Origin of the sequence: Bacillus sp. AFS017336, assembly GCF_002555445.1 — a bacterium.
In the GTDB taxonomy this organism is placed as follows: Bacteria; Bacillota; Bacilli; order Bacillales; family Bacillaceae_G; genus Gottfriedia.
The window spans coordinates 290,448-308,681 of sequence record NZ_NUCO01000021.1 but is presented as its reverse complement, the minus strand read 5'-3'; the positions used below and the strand labels follow the sequence as shown (position 1 = coordinate 308,681).

The following is an 18,234-nucleotide window of genomic DNA, read 5'->3' as shown; positions in this document are numbered from 1 at the left end:
TCAAAGGCAAGTTGCCTTTATCTTAATTCCTTGAATGAGGAACCTTCGTCGAGAATGATCCTTGCTGCCACTTTATACTTTAAAACGTAAAAATAAGACTGTCCCCATCTGACTAGTCACCACGAAACTTTTTAAGGAAGTGTTAAAACACCACGTTGTCCTTTCAGTCATATGGATATTAGCAAATGTTTTGGGACAGCCTCATCACACAGTTAAATATTAGTCTTCTTTATATTCTTCAAGTTTTCTATAAGATAATAGTCCAGCATTAATTTCTTCCAATGCTTTTCCTACAAATTTGTCAGATACAGGTTTTTCAACACGAGTATCTTTAGTTACTTGCATTTCACGAGCACGCTTTGATGCAACTGTTACTAGTGTGTATTTTGAGTCTAATTTTGTTAATAAACGGTCAATCGAAGGATATAACATAGTTTATTCGGCCTCCATCATTCTTTTATAATAATTTGCAACTCGTTCACGTTTTAAATGTTCACTTAAAATAATTGCTTTAATACGCTCACAAGCTAATTCAACTTGGTCATTTTCAACTACATAATCGTATGCATCCATCATTTCAATTTCTTCTTTTGCTGCATTCATACGATTCATGATGATTTCTTCAGTTTCAGTACCTCTTGTTACAATTCTATTTTGTAATTCGCTCATACTTGGAGGGGCTAAGAAAATAAAGATTCCTTCTGGAAATGCTTTTTTAACTTGCAGTGCACCTTGAACTTCAATTTCTAGGAAAATGTCTTTTCCTTCTGTTAATGTTTTTTCAACATAATCAATTGGAGTTCCGTAATAATTACCTACAAATTCTGCCCACTCAAGGAATTTATTATCATTAATTTTTTGTTTAAAATCTTCTTTTGTTGTAAAGAAATAATCTACTCCATTTACTTCGCCTTCACGAGGATTTCTCGTAGTCATTGAAATACTATATTGTAGATCTAAATCCTTATTTTCAAAAATAGCTTTACGCACCGTACCTTTTCCTACTCCAGATGGACCAGAAAGTACGATTAATAAACCTCTTTCATGCCTCATTTATGACCCTACCCTTCTAATTCTTAAACAGTTTAAATAATTAAAGGTCAATCTACATCTCTATCTTGTGTTAGAGTCAATTAATAAAATTAATTAGTCTTCTAATTCACATTGTTACCGGACCTTTGCAACTATAAACAAATCTTTTACATTATTCAATATTTTGAACTTGCTCTCTAATTTTTTCAAGATTATTTTTCATTTCAACTACTTGTTTTGAAATATCCAATGAATTTGCTTTTGAACCAATCGTATTAACTTCTCGATTCATTTCTTGTACGATGAAATCTAGTTTACGACCAATTGATTCTTTTAATTGCAAAGTTTCTTTAAATAAGTCTAAATGACTAGTTAGTCGAACTAATTCTTCAGAAATATCGCAGCGATCTGCAAATAGCATGATTTCTGTTAATAATCTTTGCTCATCTACAGTAGTTAATTCAACTTCTGCCAATTTAGATTGAAGTTTTTCTCGATATGATTTCACTACTTGAGGAGAATACTCAGCAATCTGTTTTTTACATTCTTCAATCGCTGATAATCTTTCTATTAAATCTTTTTCTAGTTGGCTACCTTCTTTACACTTAACATCAAAAAATTGTTTACATGCGTTTTCGGTAGTCGTTAATAATAATTCTTCAAAATTATCATTTATTTGTTCTACTTCACTAACTGTAGTTACTTCAGGTAACTTTAATAAATCAATTGGATTATAAATAGATTCATTTTGTTTTTCACCTGAAAGATTTTCAATCGCTTTTTTATATTGTTGAATTAAGCCTTCATCTATTTGTAATGTACGTTGTAACAAACCTTCAATTGTAACAAAAACCTCAACTCGACCTCGACTAGTATATTCAGCTACAATTTTCTTAATTGCATCTTCATATGCTAATAATTGTCTAGGCATTCGAACGATTGTCTCTAAATATCGATGATTTACTGCCTTCATTTCAATATGTATTTTGTACTGTTCATTTGACAAAATGGCTTTACCATACCCTGTCATACTTACAACCATTGTTCCACTTCCAATACACTAATTTTCTCTCTAATTTAATTACCAAATTTTATTCAATATGTAAAAGAGAAAAGGTAATAGAGCGTACCTCTACTACCTTTAGGAATTATAACATATTTTAAATTGGTTATCCATTTTGTTCTTAAATTATTTTTTCTTTGTAAATAAAGCTCCAGCAAGCATAAAAGTTGGGATTGATGAAAGTCCGCCTATTAGGAACCAATCTCTACCCACAATTGGAATCGTTTTGAAAATAGGTTGTAATGGAGGATAATAGATTACGACTAACATTAATAACATCGAAATAATAACAGCACCAATTAAATATAAATTTCCAAATACGTTTCGATGGAAAATAGAACGCTCACTTCTACAATCAAATACATGAATTAATTGTGCTAAAACTAAAGTTGAAAATGCTACTGTTTGAGCGTATTCTAATTGATTCGGATGCTGATTATAGGAGATAATGAATGCCAATAGCGTGACAAATCCAATTAAAAATCCTCTCGAAATGATTTTCCAACCTAACCCTCTTGCAAAAATCCCTTCTGATAATGAGCGAGGACTTCTTTTCATCACATCGTCTTCAGCAGAATCTACACCTAATGCCATTGCCGGTAAACCATCCGTTACTAAATTTACCCATAAAATTTGTACTGGTACTAGTGGTAATGGTAAAGCTAATAACATCGCAAACAACATTACTAAAATTTCACCGACATTCGAAGCTAATAAGTACCGTATGAATTTTCGAATATTACTATAAATATTACGTCCTTCTGTAATAGCCGATTTGATTGTCGCAAAATTATCATCGAGTAAAACTAATGACGAAGCTTCTTTGGCTACATCTGTTCCTGTAATCCCCATAGATATTCCAATATCTGCTGCCTTGATTGCTGGTGCATCATTTACACCATCGCCAGTCATTGCTACGATATGTCCATTTGCTTGAAGCGCTTTAACAATTTTTAATTTATGCTCAGGAGAAACTCGGGCAAACACCGAAGCATCTTCAACGAATTCCTGAATTTGCTCGATTGATAATGCATCTAATTCTTTTCCTTCTACTACTCTACCATTATCTCTTAATATCCCTAGTTTTCTAGCGATACTTGAAGCAGTTAATTTATGATCACCAGTAATCATAATCGTTTTAATTCCTGCTTCTTTACATTCTTGTACAGCTTGTGCAACTTCTGCTTTTGGAGGGTCAATCATCCCTTGCAAACCAATAAAAGTTAAATTATTTTCGAGCTCCCTTTCATCAATAATTGTTGCTTTTAATGGTTTAAAAGCAATCGCAATCGTACGGAGAGCATTATTTGCATAGGCTTCAATTGTACTTTCTACAGCGTTTTGTCTAAACGTATTTAATTGCTCTTCTCTTTCATGCCATAAAATTGTATTACATTTAGAAAGTAATACGTCAGGAGCACCCTTCGTAATAACAAACTGCTCGCCAGAACGATTTTTCACAACTACCGTCATCATTTTCCGTGTACTATCAAATGGGACCTCATGTACTCTAGTGAAATTCGAGTTTACATATTCTCGGTCAATCCCCGCTTTATAACCTGCAACAACAAGCGCACCTTCAGTTGGGTCCCCATCTAATACGATTTCTTTTTTCTTTTGAATTAACTCAGCGTCACTACAAATTGATCCGAATACAAGTGTTTGAAATAATTGTTTATTTAATGTCGGATTGATTGTTCGTTCTTTACTAGTAAATTCTCCATTAATTGCATATCCATTTCCAGTTACTTCATAACTCGATCCACCCGACCAAATATTTGTAACAGTCATTTTATTTTCTGTCATAGTTCCCGTTTTATCTGAACAAATGACAGAAGCACAACCTAATGTTTCAACCGCTTGAAGCTTTCGAACAATCGCTTTCTTTTTAATCATCCGTTGCACACCGAGTGATAACGCAACTGTTACAATCGCCGGTAAGCCTTCTGGAATTGCAGCAACCGCTAAAGACACACCCGCTAAAAACATATGATATAATTCATTACCTTGATAAACTCCTATAAATACGACTAAAGCTGTTAAGAACAATGCAAGTACAATTAATATTTTCCCTAATTGTTCTAGTCGTCTTTGTAACGGTGTCACAATCGTTTCTGTATTTTGAAGTAAATTCGCAATTTGACCCATTGCCGTTTTCATTCCAGTTGAAACAACAACACCTTTACCATTTCCACGCGTAACGAGCGTTCCCATAAAGCCCATATTATCTTGATCACCAATACCAATATCATCTAACTGAATTGACTCAAATCTTTTCTGAACTGGAACCGACTCACCTGTAAGCGCTGATTCTTCTATGTATAAACTTGATGCTTCGATTATGCGAATATCAGCACCAATCCGATCGCCACTTGAAAACTTAATAATATCCCCTACAACTAAATCTCTTGAAGGTAGCTTGACAAATTGCCCATTTCTCAAGACATTTACTTGTGGAGCGGCCAATTCCTTTAGCGCTTCTAATGATCTCTCTGCCTTAGCTTCCTGAAAATAACCTAAAATCCCATTAATTAACACAATCGCCAAAATTGCGACTGCATCTACAACTTCTTTCAAAAAGATTGATATAATCGTTGCGCCTAATAGTACAAATACCATAAAATCATTAAACTGATTTAAAAATAAAACGAGTTTGGAAGTTTTCTCCGATTCCTTTAATTCATTTGTACCAAAAGTTGCTCGCCTTTGCCTTACCTCCTCATCAGTTAAACCGGAGGAAACATTTGTATTTGTTACTTCTACGACTTCTTCCGCTCTCATCCGATAAAAATTCATACTATAGTTCACCCCTAATTAAACATTAGGTAAGTTGTCCCCCTTACCTCTCATAAAAGCATATTCAGACTCGTCCTAATAAATGATATAATGATGAAAATAAATCTATCTTTTAACCTTTTAAAACTGTGACAATACTAAATAAAATATTGTATGATTAATTTCTTGATAAATTTTATGATTACATAGTTTTGGGTTATGACTCTGTTAATGAATAAAGTTGAAGTGTGAACTGAAATGAATGTTGCTAATATTTTGAGGAGTACTTTTAGGGTGGTAACGTTAGGAAAAGTGAAATAAGTCCCTTGCTATATCCTAATCTTAAGTAGTTTGCACTTTCAAAAATAGAAATCAACATTCTTCTTTCATTGATATTTAGTCACATTATTTAATCAATAAAAATAAAATTAGTGTTTATAAGAGTAGGACGTGATACATATGTCTTTTGACGGACTTTTTACAGGAGCTATGACCAATGAAGTAGCTTCTAAACTAACAACTGGTAGAATATCAAAAATAGTACAACCAAGTAACTATGAAGTACTTCTAACCGTGAGAGCAAACGGGGCAAATTACAAACTTTTATTAAGTGCTCATCCTAGCTACGCAAGATTCCATTTTACAAATCATAACTACGATACACCTTCAGAACCATCAATGTTTACAATGCTTTTAAGAAAGCATTTAAATGGTGGATTCATTGAAAGTATTACGCAATTAGAGCGCGAGCGAATTGTTAACATAAAAGTTCGTAGTAGAAATGAAATTGGTGATGAACAATACAGAACTTTAATCATTGAATTAATGGGTAGACATAGTAATATCATTTTAATTGATGAAGAAAGACAAATGATTTTGGATAGTATTAAGCATGTACCGATGGCTGTTAACCGTCATCGAATTGTACAACCAGGAGCAACTTATATTTCTCCACCTCAACAAGAAAAACTAGATCCATTCCAAGTCATATCTGAAGATGAATTTAATAAACTAATCAATCAAAATGATGAGACACCCGCACAAGCAATCGTTCAAAATTTCTCTGGAATCTCACCATTACTTGCAAATGAAATTGTTTTTTTAGGAACTACAAATGTCTATGATTCATTTAAAACAATCATGAATGAAATCCAAATGGAAAAGTTTACGCCTTCACTTTTTCGCTTAGAAACAAAAGAACTTTTTTATTTCATAAATTTATCTCACTTAAAAGCTGAGCAAACTGTTTTCCCATCTTTAAGTGAGCTCTTAGATGTTTATTACTTCGGTAAGGCTGAACGTGACCGAGTGAAACAGCAAAGCGGAGATTTAGAAAAATTATTACAAAATGAACTAACAAAAAACAAGAAAAAAATTAAAAAGCTACGTAATAGTCTTGAAGATACGGATAAAGCAGATAAAATTCAATTACAAGGCGAATTACTCACAGCAAATATGTACGCAATGCAAAAAGGCATGAAAGAAATCGAAGTAGTTAATTACTATGACGAAAACGGTGGCACAATGGTCATACCTTTATCACCATTAAAAACACCATCTGAAAATGCACAAGCTTATTTCACAAAATACACTAAGCTTAAAAATTCAGTAACACATATTGAAGAACAAATTAAACTAACAACAGAAGAAAATGACTATTTAGAAACAGTTATTCAACAAATCGAGTCTGCCTCCCCACGTGATTTGGAAGAAATACGAGAAGAACTAGTGGAGACAGGTTATATAAGAAAGAAAAAATCGAAAAAAGCACAAAAGTCGAATAAACAGAAAGTTACGTTAGATGAATACATCTCTTCTACTGGTGAACAACTATTAGTAGGGAAAAACAATAAACAAAATGAATATTTAACGAATAAACTTGCAAGTAGAGACGAACTTTGGTTTCACACAAAAGATATCCCTGGCTCACATGTAGTCATTCGTGCTAAGGATCCAAGTGAAAATGCCATAAAGGAAGCTGCTATTATCGCTGCATATTTTAGCAAAGCTCGCCAATCAAGCTCGGTACCAGTTGACTACACTGAAATTCGCCACGTAAAAAAACCAAGTGGCTCAAAACCAGGTTTTGTTATATACGAACAAAACAATACTGTGTATGTGACTCCTGATGAGGAACTCGTTTTAAAATTGAAGAAATAAAAAGTTTATACTTCTTGGGTAGAGAAAAATCGAACTTAATTAGTCAAATGACAGACCAGATAGTAAACTATAGGTCTGTCATTTTTATTGTCAAATAAATTAGGTACCGATTTATATTGAATTCGGATGATAATACCTATGCAATTTTCTTAGTAAATTCTAAAATTAAGATAACTAACAACTATTTAAAGTATAAAAACATGGTCCACAAAAGTTTTTAAACTAAATGTTTTTGTTTTTAAGATACAGTAAATCGGAGGCAAGATATGGATATTTCCGAGTATTTGGAGGAATTACAAACAGATTTAATAAAGAAATATAAAAATATCGAGAATAATAATCGCATGATGAAAAAATTCAAATGATTTGTATATAAGAAGCGATCTACCAAAATTGTCATAGATAAGAGATTTAATTTCGAATTTCGCTAAGTAAAGGTTAATTGTTAAGTTCTAAATTGTATACTTTTTTATAAAAGAAGTTGATTGGAACGAAAGGATGCTCGACTCCTATGGGAAATGCGGGAAGGCTGAGACCCCGCAGGCTCGCCGAGGAGGCTCAGGTCTCACCCCATGGAAAGCGAGAATCCTGTAGTGGAAATCAACCTCATTTAACTTCATTTACATTGACAGGTTCTTTTTAACAGCATGCAAAGCCAAAGTCACAATGTAATATTTTTTTAAAGCTTTTAATAAAGTAAAAATAAAATTACTTTTGGAGTCTACATTATGAAATATAATAAAGATCAAATTCACTTATTAGTAGTAATTGGATTCACGATTTTGCAATTTTTCTTGCAGCTGTCAGAAAATATGTTCTTCGCTTTGATTTGCATTTATACATTAGTAGCATTAATTTTCATAGAAAAAAATTCTGTTCAATCAATTTATAAATATATTATTTTTATTATGCTTCTCTTTTTAATTCATATATTACTTTCATAATCTAACGAAATTTAAACATATTTACTTATTTATTTGCATTTTATTATTTTTTCTAAAGAGTAATGATCCTAAAAATAGGACAAATCCAACACAAAAACCAACAATTAAGTTTGTAAAAATTTCATCTTCTCTTATATATTTAATGATTAAATATACAGCAAAAAACAGCATCGTAATGACACCGAAATACATTAATACATCTTTTACTTTAACCATTTATTCATAGTCACTCCTTTCCAATTAGTAAAAAGATAGACAATAACAATTATTCGTTAAGTATCAACAGTAGTCCTATATTTAAAAATAGTCATTCAAAAAAAAGATAAGCTAACTAAAGCTTATCTTTCATTTTGTAAATAGTTTAACGCCTTTTGTGTCTTTTCAATATAGTCTTGATCATTGTTTGAACACATAAATTTTATATTTTTTTGACCAGATTCAGATAACTGGTCTTTTTCACCAAGTAATTGGATTAATCTTTTTACTGTACCATTACTTCCATCAACGATTTGAATATCTTCAGGTAAAATCTTTTTTAATATGTTTTTATAAAACGGATAATGGGTACAGCCTAGAACGATCGTTCCATACTGCTCAATCTTAAATAATGAAAGTTTACTTTTAAAATAATCAATCATTAGATCTTCATCAAAGTTTAATTCCTCACAATAATGAACAAGCTCTGGTAATGGAAGTGAGTCTACAATACTAAGGTCGTCCACTCTTGAAATAAGCTCATTATATTTTGTTTGCTTTAACGTTAGTGGCGTAGCAAACACTAATACTCGCTTTCCAGTTGTTCTGTTCATTTCAACGGCTGGTTTTACAGCCGGCTCCATACCGATAATTGGAAAGTCATACAATTCTCTTAATTCATTTACTGCAATACTTGTCGCCGTATTACAAGCAATCACTAGTGCTTTCACATCTTCTTTAATAATCATTTCAACTGATTTTTTTACAAATGCACTTACCTCTTCTTTAGACTTAGTCCCATATGGAACGTGAAGCGTATCTGCAAAATATAAAAATTCTTCATTTGGTAATTTTTTTAGTGCCTCATTTAAGACAGTTAACCCACCAATTCCTGAGTCAAAAAAAGCTATTCTCATTTTAATTCACCTAATAATTTTAATTTAATGAAGTCTTTTGTGAATATGTCTACAAATCATAACATTCCCTTATAAGGACAAAATTCACAAATATCTAATACTAAATTAACCTAATTATGGTAGAATGTAAACTTTTCAGAAAATAATTAACTCGACTCAATAGCACGTTTACTCGTACTGGTTGATTTTCTGTTCTTATCGTAATCAATTAAATTTCTCCCTTCAAACTATTTTTAATTAAATTATTTCAATCCTACCAAAATTATCTTTATAATAAAGTACATGGTTCAAGATCAAATACAAGGTGGTAAATTAAATGCAAGATGAATTACTTAAAATTTTTGATGAATCTGGTAAACATATAGGAGTAGCACCTCGAAGTGAAGTACATAAAAAAGGATTATGGCACGAAACTTTTCATTGTTGGTTACTTAGTGTAGAAAATGAACAAGCTTCAATCTATTTTCAAATTCGTAGCCACAACAAAAAGGATTATCCGAACTTATTTGATATTACGGCTGCTGGTCACTTATTATTTACTGAAACAGTTGAAGATGGTTTAAGAGAAGTTAAAGAGGAACTTGGAATAGAAGTAAAAATGGATGATGTGATCTCTCTTGGCATTATAAAAAATTCAATCATTTTAGAAACAATTATCGATCATGAATTAAGTCATGTATTTTTACTAAAAAGCGATAAACCTTTTACTAATTTCAACCTTCAAAAAGAAGAAGTCTCTGGGATCGTGAAAGCTGACTTTAATCATTTTTATCAGTTCGCCCATGGTTTAAGAGATACAATTTTAGTTGAAGGATTTCAAATAACTGAAGCTGATGAAAAAATTTCGATTCAAAAAGCTGTAGATAAAAATCAGTTTGTTTCCCACGAAAATAATTATCTTATTGATGTAGTTGAATTAATTAATAAACAACTTAAAAATTATTAAGTAAAAAAAGCAGTCTTAGGAAGTCTAATATAGACGATAGAGACTGCTTTTTTCATATTTTTACTAAATGTTTATAAAACGTATAAACGATAAGCATCCATTTCTTTTACAAAACAGAAATTAAGTCTACTAATTTTTTCGGTAACCTCTTGAGTTTGCTTTCATTTGTTTTAAACACTTATTACATTTTCTCCAGTTTCAGCTTCTCTTTTAAATAGTCTTGAATATACACCTTCAATTTCTAATAACGAGTGATGCGTACCTTCTTCAACTACTTTTCCGTTCTCTAGTACAACAATTCGATCCGCTGTTAATACTGTAGATAATCGATGTGAAATAACGATTACAGATTGTTTAGATTTTCGCTTTTGAATTGCTTCATTTATTTGTAATTCAGTAATTGGGTCTAAAGCTGAACTTGCTTCATCTAAAATTAGAATTGGAGAGTTTTTAACTAATGCTCTTGCTAAAGATAATCTTTGTTTTTGACCACCAGATAAAAGTGCACCACGTTCACCAATTGACGATTCTAATCCATTTGGTAAGGAATTAAGATAGTCAGATAATCCACTATCGTTTAAAGCCTGAATCATCGCTTCATTTGTCACTAAATCATTTCCTATTCGAATATTATCAGCTAAGCTTCCATTACGAAGCTGTACATCCTGGGAAACAAATGCAATCGATTCACGTAACCACTTAGCATTTGCTTTATCGATTGGTAATCCATCTACTTCGATTGTTCCATCATTTAAAGGATAGAAACCTAATAACAAGTCTACTATTGTTGATTTTCCAGCACCACTAGGTCCTACTACAGCAACTGCTTCTCCTGGTTTCACATGGAATGACAACCCATTTAACACAAATTCTTCCTTCGTAGGATAAGCAAACTTTACATCTTTAAATTCGATTAATCCATTAACAGAATTTAGACGTTCCCCTTCTTGTACTTCAAATTGAGAAACTGCCTCTGCTAATAATTTTTCAGATCGATCTAATGCTGGTCCGGTTCTTCTGACAGATAACCAGTTTCTTAACATTCTTTGAATTTCGTTAGCTGCAATTGTTACAAGTCCCCCCGCAGTGTACATTTGACCAGTTGTTATTTGATCATTTGAAATGAGTAGTACACTTATGAAATAGACAGCCGCTAAAGCAAAGCCATTATAACTACCAATTACAACGATTGATTGCATTCTTGCTTTTAATTCAATTATCGATTCCTTTATAAAGGATTTACGAATTTCAGTCACACTTTCAATCTCATAATCTGTTGCCCCTAGAATTCTTGAAAGCTGAATACCTGTTACTGATTCACGTAATCTTTCTAAATAACGTGAAGCCTCTGTTCTTGCTTTAGCGGATGCAATTCTAGTACGTGCTCCGACTTTGTTTGAAGTCCAGTAAAATAATACACCTAGTACAACACTAGTAATCATTAAATAAGGATTAATCCAAAGTAATACAATACTATAAATAAAAACGCCTTGCACGGAAGCCATAAAAGTAGAGCCTTCCCACGCTAAAAAGTTATGAAGTGTATCTGGATCGTCTGAAACTCGAGCTAATAATTCTCCAGATTTTGATTGATGAAAATATGAATAAGGCAATATTTGCAAATGTTTAAATAAGCGTAACTTTTGCCAATTCGTAACGGATTTAGCAATATGATGACAAAAGTACTCGTCAATGACCATTAAAATTAAATCAAGTATCGCCGCAATAACAAGTAACCACATTAATCCCCATAGCAGTGCATTATCGTGATTAGGAAGAATATGATCTATTAACCAGCCTGTTCCTAATGTTGGAATTAATGCCGCACAAATTTGACTTAAAGCAATGACAAACGAATCTGCAAATACCCATTTTTTATGAGGTTTTAAAAAGTTAATGACTCGTTTTCCATCGCCTATTTTTTTTGAATTATTTTGCATCATACAGCACTCTCCTTTTCAAGTTCACTGTATTGTGCCATATATAATTGATAGTACTGACCTTTTAGTGATAGTAATTCTTCATGAGTACCTTGTTCAGCAATACAACCTCGGTCTAATAACAAAATACAATCTGTCTCTTTTACTGTCACAAGTCGATGTGCGATTGTAATTGTTGTTCGACCTGGAATCAATTTTTCAAGTGATGATTGAACCTTCTCTTCCGTTTCTCCATCTAATGATGAAGTAGCCTCATCGAAAATTAAGACTGGTGGATGACGAAGAATTGCTCTAGCAAGTGCAACGCGTTGTCTCTGACCACCTGATAATTTTAACCCTCTTTCACCAACAATCGTTTCAAAACCATCCTGTAATGATTCAACTAAATCAGATAAATCTGCTGCTTCAACAGCTAAACTCAGTTCTTCATCTGTTGCATTTGGTTTCGCGTATAATAAATTTTGTTTTAAAGTATTATTTAATAGGAAAGTTTCCTGTGATACGACGCCGATATTTTTGCGTAATGATTGATAATCATGAGTAGATAAATCTTTGTTATCAACTGTAATAGTTCCTGAAGAAGGCTGATATAAACCAAGTAATAACTGAATTAACGTGCTTTTTCCCCCTCCACTAGTACCAACAATTCCAATATGTTGACCAGCTTTAATCGAGAAAGAAATATCTTTTAATACTTCATCTGTTGAGTTAGGATAAGTAAATCGAACATTTTCCACTTCGATATCCCCATTTACTTCACCAAATTTCGGTAAATCGTCAGGCTGTTCTGCAGGTAAATCAAAATACTCATAAATTCTTTGTAGTGCAGGAATAGCTTGTTGAATCGTTAATGCATTTTCTGCTAATGAGCGAACTGGCATAAACATTGTTGGTATAAATCCTAGTACAGCAATTAATGTACCAACTGTAATTTCGTGCTGCCAGATCGAATAGCCACCCATTAACATAATGACTCCTGGCGCACCGTTATTAAACACATTTCCTAAACGCCAATTTACTTTCCCTATTAAGGCCAAACGAATCGCAAACCTTTTCCAAACAGTCAGCTTATCTTCTATTTTTTTATTTTCTTTATCCTGCGTTTGGAATGTACGTACTAGACGGACAGATTCAATACTTTCCTGTGTATGATTATATAAATCAGCACTCATATCACGAGCAATAGCACCCATTTTCCGAACCTTTTTACCAATCATAAAAGAAGGAACTAAATAAATTGCAAAAACGATCAACATGACAACAGCAGCTGGCCAATACAATGGAAAAACCGCTATAAATGCTGCAATCGCCGCAATTACTTGTTGTATAAAACGAGGAATAACTGTATTATTTAAGTTCTGCACCGACTCAACATCGTGCGTCAAGCGATATAACATATCACCTCGAGGTATAGTCGAAAAAAAAGCCATCGGAGCTTTTTGAAGCTTCGTAAATGCACGTAATTGCATATCTGTTATTACGTCTAAACCAATCTTTACTTGAATGAATTCTTGTAAAGATTCAAACCCAACTTTAAATAAGAATGAGAACATGATCCCAAGAATTAAATATAATATAACTTTAGAATCTGGACCGCCTACAATTTCATCGACTATTTTACCAGTCAAAATCGGCGGAATAATTGCAAACGCCCCAGCAATTAATGAACAAACAAATGCAACCAATAAAACTTTCCAATATGGTTTAAAATGATTAACTGTTTCGATTAATATCTTCATCTATTGCATCCCCCTAACCTGTAACATTTTACAATATTTTCGAACTATTTTCACTATTAAAATTTTTACCAGTATTAAGGTAACTTATTTTTAAAAGTAAAGGATGAGATTTTTATCGATTAGTAAGAAATCCCAGGACAATTTCCCTACTATCCTAGTGCCCCATACTTTTATTTTTAACTGACCCTACATTCATTCTAATCTTTCAATCCATCAATTTCTTCATTAAATAGACTGAATCTTCATACTCGATTAAGCTTATAAACATTAAAAAAATCTACAACTTAAGTCGTAGATTTATTCGCTTCATTTAATTTGATTTCTAAAAACTGTTGAGATTTTCCTTTTGGAATACTTAAACTAGTAAATTTCTCATTTTTTATTTGCTTAGAAATATAAACAATTTGACCAATATGGTATCCGTAATGACTGATTTGTCTATGTATTGCCTGTAATACGGTATGTTCTTCACCACGTATTTTAACCGTTTTTAGTACATCCTCTTCTTTTAAACTCTCAATTGTGTTAAAAACAACATTCCAACCTTTATTCCAATCAGTTAATAGGTCATCTTTAGATTTGTAATTGCCCTCAAATTCAACATCTCGATTTCTCCATGGTTTTTCACCATCTGTCGTCAGAAAATCTGTAAATCTCGAGATCATATTACCACTTAAATGCTTAACAATAATGGAAATACTATTCGATTCACTAGTTGGATGCCAATGAAGCTCCTCATTATCCAACTGATCTATAGAACGATCACCTAGCTTTTTTATTCCTTGGAATTCTTTTAAACTATTTGAAAGAAATTGTTTTGCGATTGACATACATGACCCTCCCATATTATAGTTTCAATTTAACAAGATTAATTAAACAGTTGCTCTTACGATATACCGAGAAAAAGTAATTGGTAACCCATCTTTAGTAACATTTTGTTCAAATATTTGTTTTACTTTCGAATAATTTTCTTCAATTAAACTCTTATATATTATTGGTTTTTGTCCAAAACAGCGTAGTTTAAAAACATCATTAGGTGTGTGCAAAAATTCAATACTTTTCACAATTTGAATCTCGAAATAAGCATATCTGCCAAGATTAAGTTTTTCCTTTAAATTATCTAAAATTGGTGTTCCTTCAGAATTTGATTCAAATAGATTAGGAAATAACAAGGGTAATTCAGATCCTAAATCATCACCAGGGTGAAGCCCAAGAATTTTCCCACCATTTTTTACTACACGATTCAGTTCGAGATATGCAGTTGTAGGTCCTTTTCGATTGTATGCACAATCAAATTCACCCGATTCAAAAGGCAGGCCATCTTTAATATTACCAACCACAAAAAATACGTTTTGTTTTTTGTTCTTATTTCCATTTTTAATGAAATCCTCTGTTACATCAAAACCCACAATTTCTTTAGCAATTGAACTACAAATAAGAGTGAATTCCCCGTGTCCGCATCCGACATCTAACACCCTTTTATTAACGATCATTTGTGTAACTTCTTCTATAAAATTAGTCTCTCCGTTTGGCTCCGTTAGTTTGGAATCCCAAGTATAGGAGTATTCTCCATATAAGTTAGCCAGTTGCTTATACCACTCAATAGAATGTGGTGCTACCCAATCCATATGAGTTGTAGGATCAATTAGTTTCATAAAAAGTAGACCTCCTTTATACATATACCGAATTAGATAATATTCCTTACTGTAATAGAAATACCTTCTTTTATTAAGTAATCTTTGTTGAACTAAAATGCTATATAGTGAATAGAGGGTGAGCAATTAACGTTTTTCATAGTATAAGGAATTAAATGTTTTATGCTACTATTCGGCCATTTAATTAAAGAGAACCTAGTTTTATTTAATAGTTCAACACGGGAGCAGGGCGGTTTATTTAATGCGATTATGTACGTGTTTTTAAATTGCTAAGAATTTATATTTATTATCAAGCAGGAATTTAGATTAAAAAAATCTAAGAATTATACTAAATAAACTAACAATTATTGGATATTTTTACTAGAAAAGGAGCGTTTATATGAAACAATCGACTTATATTTTTACTGCATTAATCCTTGGAATATCAATAGTATCTGCTGCAATCCTGTTTAATCATACTGTAACAACTACTGTAAAAGATATTACGTTGTTACAACAAAAAGTAATTTCACCTAATACCTTAATGACAAAAAAGGACCTATCTAAATATTTAAATATTAGTGTGGATTCAATTGACAAAATAATTGAAGAAGATGTCATTTCGAAAGCAAGAGCATCAGAAAGTGGTGCCTATGACAGGTATCAGTTTATACCTTATTTAAAAATCGATGACCAAGAAAGATTTATTAAAAGTGAGATAGACAAATGGTTAAGGTATAAGACTAATGGAAGTGAATCATAAAATTGAGGGGCTAATTAAAAAGAAAAAACTTAAATGTGTGTAAAAGACTGTTGCGTTTTTAAATACGCAAAAAAGTAAATAAAGTAAGCTATTAATCTTTATTTCTCTGAAAGCAAAAATTAAAGTTCTAATCTTTTCATTTATTAGCAGAATTATCAGTAAACCGTTGTGTATTAGAAAGACCTTATATATATTTAAAGTACAACATGACAATACCCACGCTCATATTTCGTTGGATTTACTTATGCATTATTAAGGAGGATAAATGATGGAAGAAATAATTGAAAAAGCAATACAAGATGTTTACCCAGATGATTTCGCTTGGTGTTATGGATGCGGTCGATTAAATAAAGATGGTCACCATCTTCGAACTGGTTGGCAAGGTGATAAAACGGTTACGATCTTTACACCTGAATCAAAATACATAGGAATTCCTGGTTTTATTTATGGTGGGCTAATTGCCTCATTAATTGATTGCCACGGGTCAGGGTCTGCCGCACTTGCTTTACACCGTAAGAATGGGAATGAAATTGGTGATGGATCAATTCCACCTAGATTTGTTACTGCGAACCTCAATGTGGAATTTGTAGCTCCAACTCCACAAGATGTGCCACTAAAAGCAATTGGAACTGTCGAAGAAATCCATCCTAAAAGATGGAAAGTTCATACAGAACTATTTGCAAACGATATTCTTTGTGCTCGCGGAGAGGTTGTTCTCGTTATAATGCCTAGTACATTTATCAAATAAAAAAACTACATCTTTTCAAACCACAAATATGATCAAGCTAAGAGAAGGCCTCTTAGCTTTTTTTAATTTAGGAAAGTGGCTTGTTAAACTAATTTACTTAAATAACTCCTAATAAAGATCATTGTCACAGACGAATAGATGCTTATGACTATTTTTCATTTGTCCTCTCAGTTCCATAAAAAAAGACCACCGAAGTAGTCGATTCATAGAGAAAATTATTATTAAATATTTGTAAACAAATTTAACAAGTACTTATAATATTCAAATGATATCGAACTTTCATTGTGATGGATGACTATGCTTCTTTTTTTGTTAAATGTATTGTCTCGTTGCCAATTCGATAATTGGGCCAAATGATTAATATTAGGTCTTGTTACTGAATTTGTCAGGTATGCTGAGCGGAATGCTCCTGGTCTTCTCATTCTATTTAGGGTAAAAATTATTTGCTCAGCGGGCATGATCCCTAATCCGTGTCCGAAAAACGTACCATCTCCTAAAACAACGGCATTTTCTCCTCTCCACTCAGGGGTTAAAGGAGAAACATCTGGATTATTAAAATATACGACATCTCCAGGAATAATAGGGGCATATTGTGCATTTATTCCTAAGTCAGGATCAGCGTGCCAGCCATATAAATAGATGTTTTGAAAAATTTTATTAAATTGGTTTTCACCAATAAGATTTAGGACCGCATTGTAAAAGATAATGACCATTGCCGTTGCGCATTCAAAAGCATAATAAGGACTGTTAATGAAAATATCTTTAATTGCGTCAGAGGGTTTCACACCTTGCCTTAATAGAAATCCTCCGGTACCCATTAATTGCCAGTACATTGGATTACATCGAGATTTTGCAAATACTGCAAAATTTATCCTACTTTGATACATAGCTCTTGCACTTAAAATGATATTATTTCGCAAAATACTTTCAAACTCATTAATCGATCGATATTCATGTTCCGTTTGATCTTCATTTATCCGTTGCATTAACATTTTAACAACACTGTCTGATGGTCCTGTGTCAGTTTGTTGAATGGACGTCCCCGAAAAATGATCCATATTATACCTCTTTTCAACATCAAGTATTAATTTCCATATATACCCATCATATTCAAACAACGCTTAGAAGTGTATATTCGCCGAGGACCGTCCCAGTGGTACTTTTTTGTTTAGCACAAATTTAAATAGTAACTGAAGCTTCAATGAAAAGTTAGTCATGAATAACGTCACAGTTGCTCCTTATCATCTTGTTTAACAAGCACATTCTGTTCACATAATAAGATTATTTTATTTATAACTACCGTTCAACCGACACCAGCTGCTTTTTCTCCTAAGATTGTAATTTCAAATCCAAAATTATTATAAAAATGGAGCCATTT

Annotated in this window: 16 protein-coding genes; 5 read left to right on the top strand and 11 right to left on the bottom strand. The window is 32.4% G+C overall.

The window, feature by feature from the left end:
- Window positions 1-219: 219 nt before the first annotated feature.
- The 4 genes from rpoZ to CN601_RS13290 all read right to left on the bottom strand — a co-directional run bounded on the left by rpoZ (window position 220) and on the right by CN601_RS13290 (window position 4,891).
- Window positions 220-432: a DNA-directed RNA polymerase subunit omega gene (rpoZ, locus tag CN601_RS13305; protein ID WP_098117543.1), complete on the bottom strand. Its 213-nt coding sequence runs from the start codon at window positions 430-432 to the stop codon at window positions 220-222.
- A gap of 3 nt (window positions 433-435) precedes the next feature.
- Complete coding sequence (gmk, locus tag CN601_RS13300; protein ID WP_098117545.1) at window positions 436-1,053, bottom strand: guanylate kinase; 618 nt, start codon at window positions 1,051-1,053, stop codon at window positions 436-438.
- Window positions 1,054-1,204: 151 nt separating this feature from the next.
- Entirely contained in the window at window positions 1,205-2,074 is an 870-nt protein-coding gene (locus CN601_RS13295) for a YicC/YloC family endoribonuclease (RefSeq protein WP_098171301.1), read from the bottom strand.
- Window positions 2,075-2,221: 147 nt separating this feature from the next.
- A complete protein-coding gene (locus CN601_RS13290; RefSeq protein WP_098171300.1) occupies window positions 2,222-4,891 on the bottom strand; it encodes a calcium-translocating P-type ATPase, SERCA-type in 2,670 nt (889 codons plus the stop codon).
- 438 nt (window positions 4,892-5,329) lie between these two features.
- Between CN601_RS13290 and CN601_RS13285 the strand changes: the two genes are divergently transcribed.
- Together CN601_RS13285 and CN601_RS13280 are read left to right on the top strand one after the other, a co-directional pair.
- Window positions 5,330-7,030, top strand: a complete 1,701-nt coding sequence (locus tag CN601_RS13285) for an Rqc2 family fibronectin-binding protein (RefSeq protein WP_098171299.1) — start codon at window positions 5,330-5,332, stop codon at window positions 7,028-7,030.
- A 728-nt stretch (window positions 7,031-7,758) separates the two neighbouring features.
- On the top strand, window positions 7,759-7,974 hold the full coding sequence (locus CN601_RS13280) for a hypothetical protein (RefSeq protein WP_098171298.1): 216 nt from the start codon (window positions 7,759-7,761) through the stop codon (window positions 7,972-7,974).
- Between the two features lie 21 nt (window positions 7,975-7,995).
- Here CN601_RS13280 and CN601_RS13275 read toward each other — a convergent pair whose 3' ends face one another.
- Window positions 7,996-8,190 carry a hypothetical protein gene (locus CN601_RS13275; protein WP_098171297.1) on the bottom strand — a complete coding sequence of 65 codons (195 nt, stop codon included), beginning with the start codon at window positions 8,188-8,190 and terminating at the stop codon, window positions 7,996-7,998.
- A gap of 122 nt (window positions 8,191-8,312) precedes the next feature.
- On the bottom strand, window positions 8,313-9,086 hold the full coding sequence (gene murI, locus CN601_RS13270) for a glutamate racemase (RefSeq protein ID WP_098117556.1): 774 nt from the start codon (window positions 9,084-9,086) through the stop codon (window positions 8,313-8,315).
- A 316-nt stretch (window positions 9,087-9,402) separates the two neighbouring features.
- On the opposite strand from murI, the gene CN601_RS13265 reads away from it, so the two are divergent.
- Window positions 9,403-10,032: an NUDIX hydrolase gene (locus CN601_RS13265; protein WP_098117558.1), complete on the top strand. Its 630-nt coding sequence runs from the start codon at window positions 9,403-9,405 to the stop codon at window positions 10,030-10,032.
- Between the two features lie 170 nt (window positions 10,033-10,202).
- On the opposite strand, the gene CN601_RS13260 is transcribed toward CN601_RS13265, so the two are convergent.
- The 4 genes from CN601_RS13260 to CN601_RS13245 form a co-directional block, all read right to left on the bottom strand.
- Window positions 10,203-11,975 carry an ABC transporter ATP-binding protein gene (locus CN601_RS13260; protein ID WP_098171296.1) on the bottom strand — a complete coding sequence of 591 codons (1,773 nt, stop codon included), beginning with the start codon at window positions 11,973-11,975 and terminating at the stop codon, window positions 10,203-10,205.
- Window positions 11,972-13,711, bottom strand: a complete 1,740-nt coding sequence (locus CN601_RS13255) for an ABC transporter ATP-binding protein (protein WP_098171295.1) — start codon at window positions 13,709-13,711, stop codon at window positions 11,972-11,974. The genes CN601_RS13260 and CN601_RS13255 overlap by 4 nt, the downstream gene beginning before the upstream one ends.
- A 284-nt stretch (window positions 13,712-13,995) precedes the next feature.
- The gene (locus CN601_RS13250) at window positions 13,996-14,541 is read right to left on the bottom strand and encodes a DUF1572 family protein (RefSeq protein ID WP_098171294.1); all 546 of its coding nucleotides are present in this window, start codon (window positions 14,539-14,541) and stop codon (window positions 13,996-13,998) included.
- Window positions 14,542-14,583: 42 nt separating this feature from the next.
- On the bottom strand, window positions 14,584-15,366 hold the full coding sequence (locus CN601_RS13245; RefSeq protein WP_098171293.1) for a class I SAM-dependent methyltransferase: 783 nt from the start codon (window positions 15,364-15,366) through the stop codon (window positions 14,584-14,586).
- Between the two features lie 379 nt (window positions 15,367-15,745).
- On the opposite strand from CN601_RS13245, the gene CN601_RS13240 reads away from it, so the two are divergent.
- Both CN601_RS13240 and CN601_RS13235 read left to right on the top strand, forming a co-directional pair.
- Window positions 15,746-16,108 (top strand): Clp protease ClpB, encoded by a 363-nt coding sequence (locus tag CN601_RS13240; protein WP_098117573.1) that lies wholly within the window; start codon window positions 15,746-15,748, stop codon window positions 16,106-16,108.
- 268 nt (window positions 16,109-16,376) lie between these two features.
- Window positions 16,377-16,856, top strand: a complete 480-nt coding sequence (locus tag CN601_RS13235) for a PaaI family thioesterase (protein ID WP_098171292.1) — start codon at window positions 16,377-16,379, stop codon at window positions 16,854-16,856.
- A gap of 221 nt (window positions 16,857-17,077) precedes the next feature.
- On the opposite strand, the gene CN601_RS13230 is transcribed toward CN601_RS13235, so the two are convergent.
- On the bottom strand, window positions 17,078-17,914 hold the full coding sequence (locus CN601_RS13230; RefSeq protein ID WP_098171291.1) for a protein-glutamine gamma-glutamyltransferase: 837 nt from the start codon (window positions 17,912-17,914) through the stop codon (window positions 17,078-17,080).
- Between the last annotated feature and the right edge of the window lie 320 nt (window positions 17,915-18,234).

What these genes read in the sequence shown, in the direction of transcription:
- CN601_RS13295 (WP_098171301.1), bottom strand. Translation starts at nt 2,074, where the DNA reads ATGGTTGTAAGTATGACAGGGTATGGTAAAGCCATTTTGTCAAATGAA.
- CN601_RS13230 (WP_098171291.1), bottom strand. Translation starts at nt 17,914, where the DNA reads ATGGATCATTTTTCGGGGACGTCCATTCAACAAACTGACACAGGACCA.
- murI (WP_098117556.1), bottom strand. Translation starts at nt 9,086, where the DNA reads ATGAGAATAGCTTTTTTTGACTCAGGAATTGGTGGGTTAACTGTCTTA.
- gmk (WP_098117545.1), bottom strand. Translation starts at nt 1,053, where the DNA reads ATGAGGCATGAAAGAGGTTTATTAATCGTACTTTCTGGTCCATCTGGA.
- CN601_RS13235 (WP_098171292.1), top strand. Translation starts at nt 16,377, where the DNA reads ATGGAAGAAATAATTGAAAAAGCAATACAAGATGTTTACCCAGATGAT.
- CN601_RS13245 (WP_098171293.1), bottom strand. Translation starts at nt 15,366, where the DNA reads ATGAAACTAATTGATCCTACAACTCATATGGATTGGGTAGCACCACAT.
- CN601_RS13285 (WP_098171299.1), top strand. Translation starts at nt 5,330, where the DNA reads ATGTCTTTTGACGGACTTTTTACAGGAGCTATGACCAATGAAGTAGCT.
- CN601_RS13275 (WP_098171297.1), bottom strand. Translation starts at nt 8,190, where the DNA reads ATGGTTAAAGTAAAAGATGTATTAATGTATTTCGGTGTCATTACGATG.
- CN601_RS13280 (WP_098171298.1), top strand. Translation starts at nt 7,759, where the DNA reads ATGAAATATAATAAAGATCAAATTCACTTATTAGTAGTAATTGGATTC.
- CN601_RS13250 (WP_098171294.1), bottom strand. Translation starts at nt 14,541, where the DNA reads ATGTCAATCGCAAAACAATTTCTTTCAAATAGTTTAAAAGAATTCCAA.
- CN601_RS13255 (WP_098171295.1), bottom strand. Translation starts at nt 13,711, where the DNA reads ATGAAGATATTAATCGAAACAGTTAATCATTTTAAACCATATTGGAAA.
- CN601_RS13265 (WP_098117558.1), top strand. Translation starts at nt 9,403, where the DNA reads ATGCAAGATGAATTACTTAAAATTTTTGATGAATCTGGTAAACATATA.
- CN601_RS13290 (WP_098171300.1), bottom strand. Translation starts at nt 4,891, where the DNA reads ATGAATTTTTATCGGATGAGAGCGGAAGAAGTCGTAGAAGTAACAAAT.
- CN601_RS13260 (WP_098171296.1), bottom strand. Translation starts at nt 11,975, where the DNA reads ATGATGCAAAATAATTCAAAAAAAATAGGCGATGGAAAACGAGTCATT.
- CN601_RS13240 (WP_098117573.1), top strand. Translation starts at nt 15,746, where the DNA reads ATGAAACAATCGACTTATATTTTTACTGCATTAATCCTTGGAATATCA.
- rpoZ (WP_098117543.1), bottom strand. Translation starts at nt 432, where the DNA reads ATGTTATATCCTTCGATTGACCGTTTATTAACAAAATTAGACTCAAAA.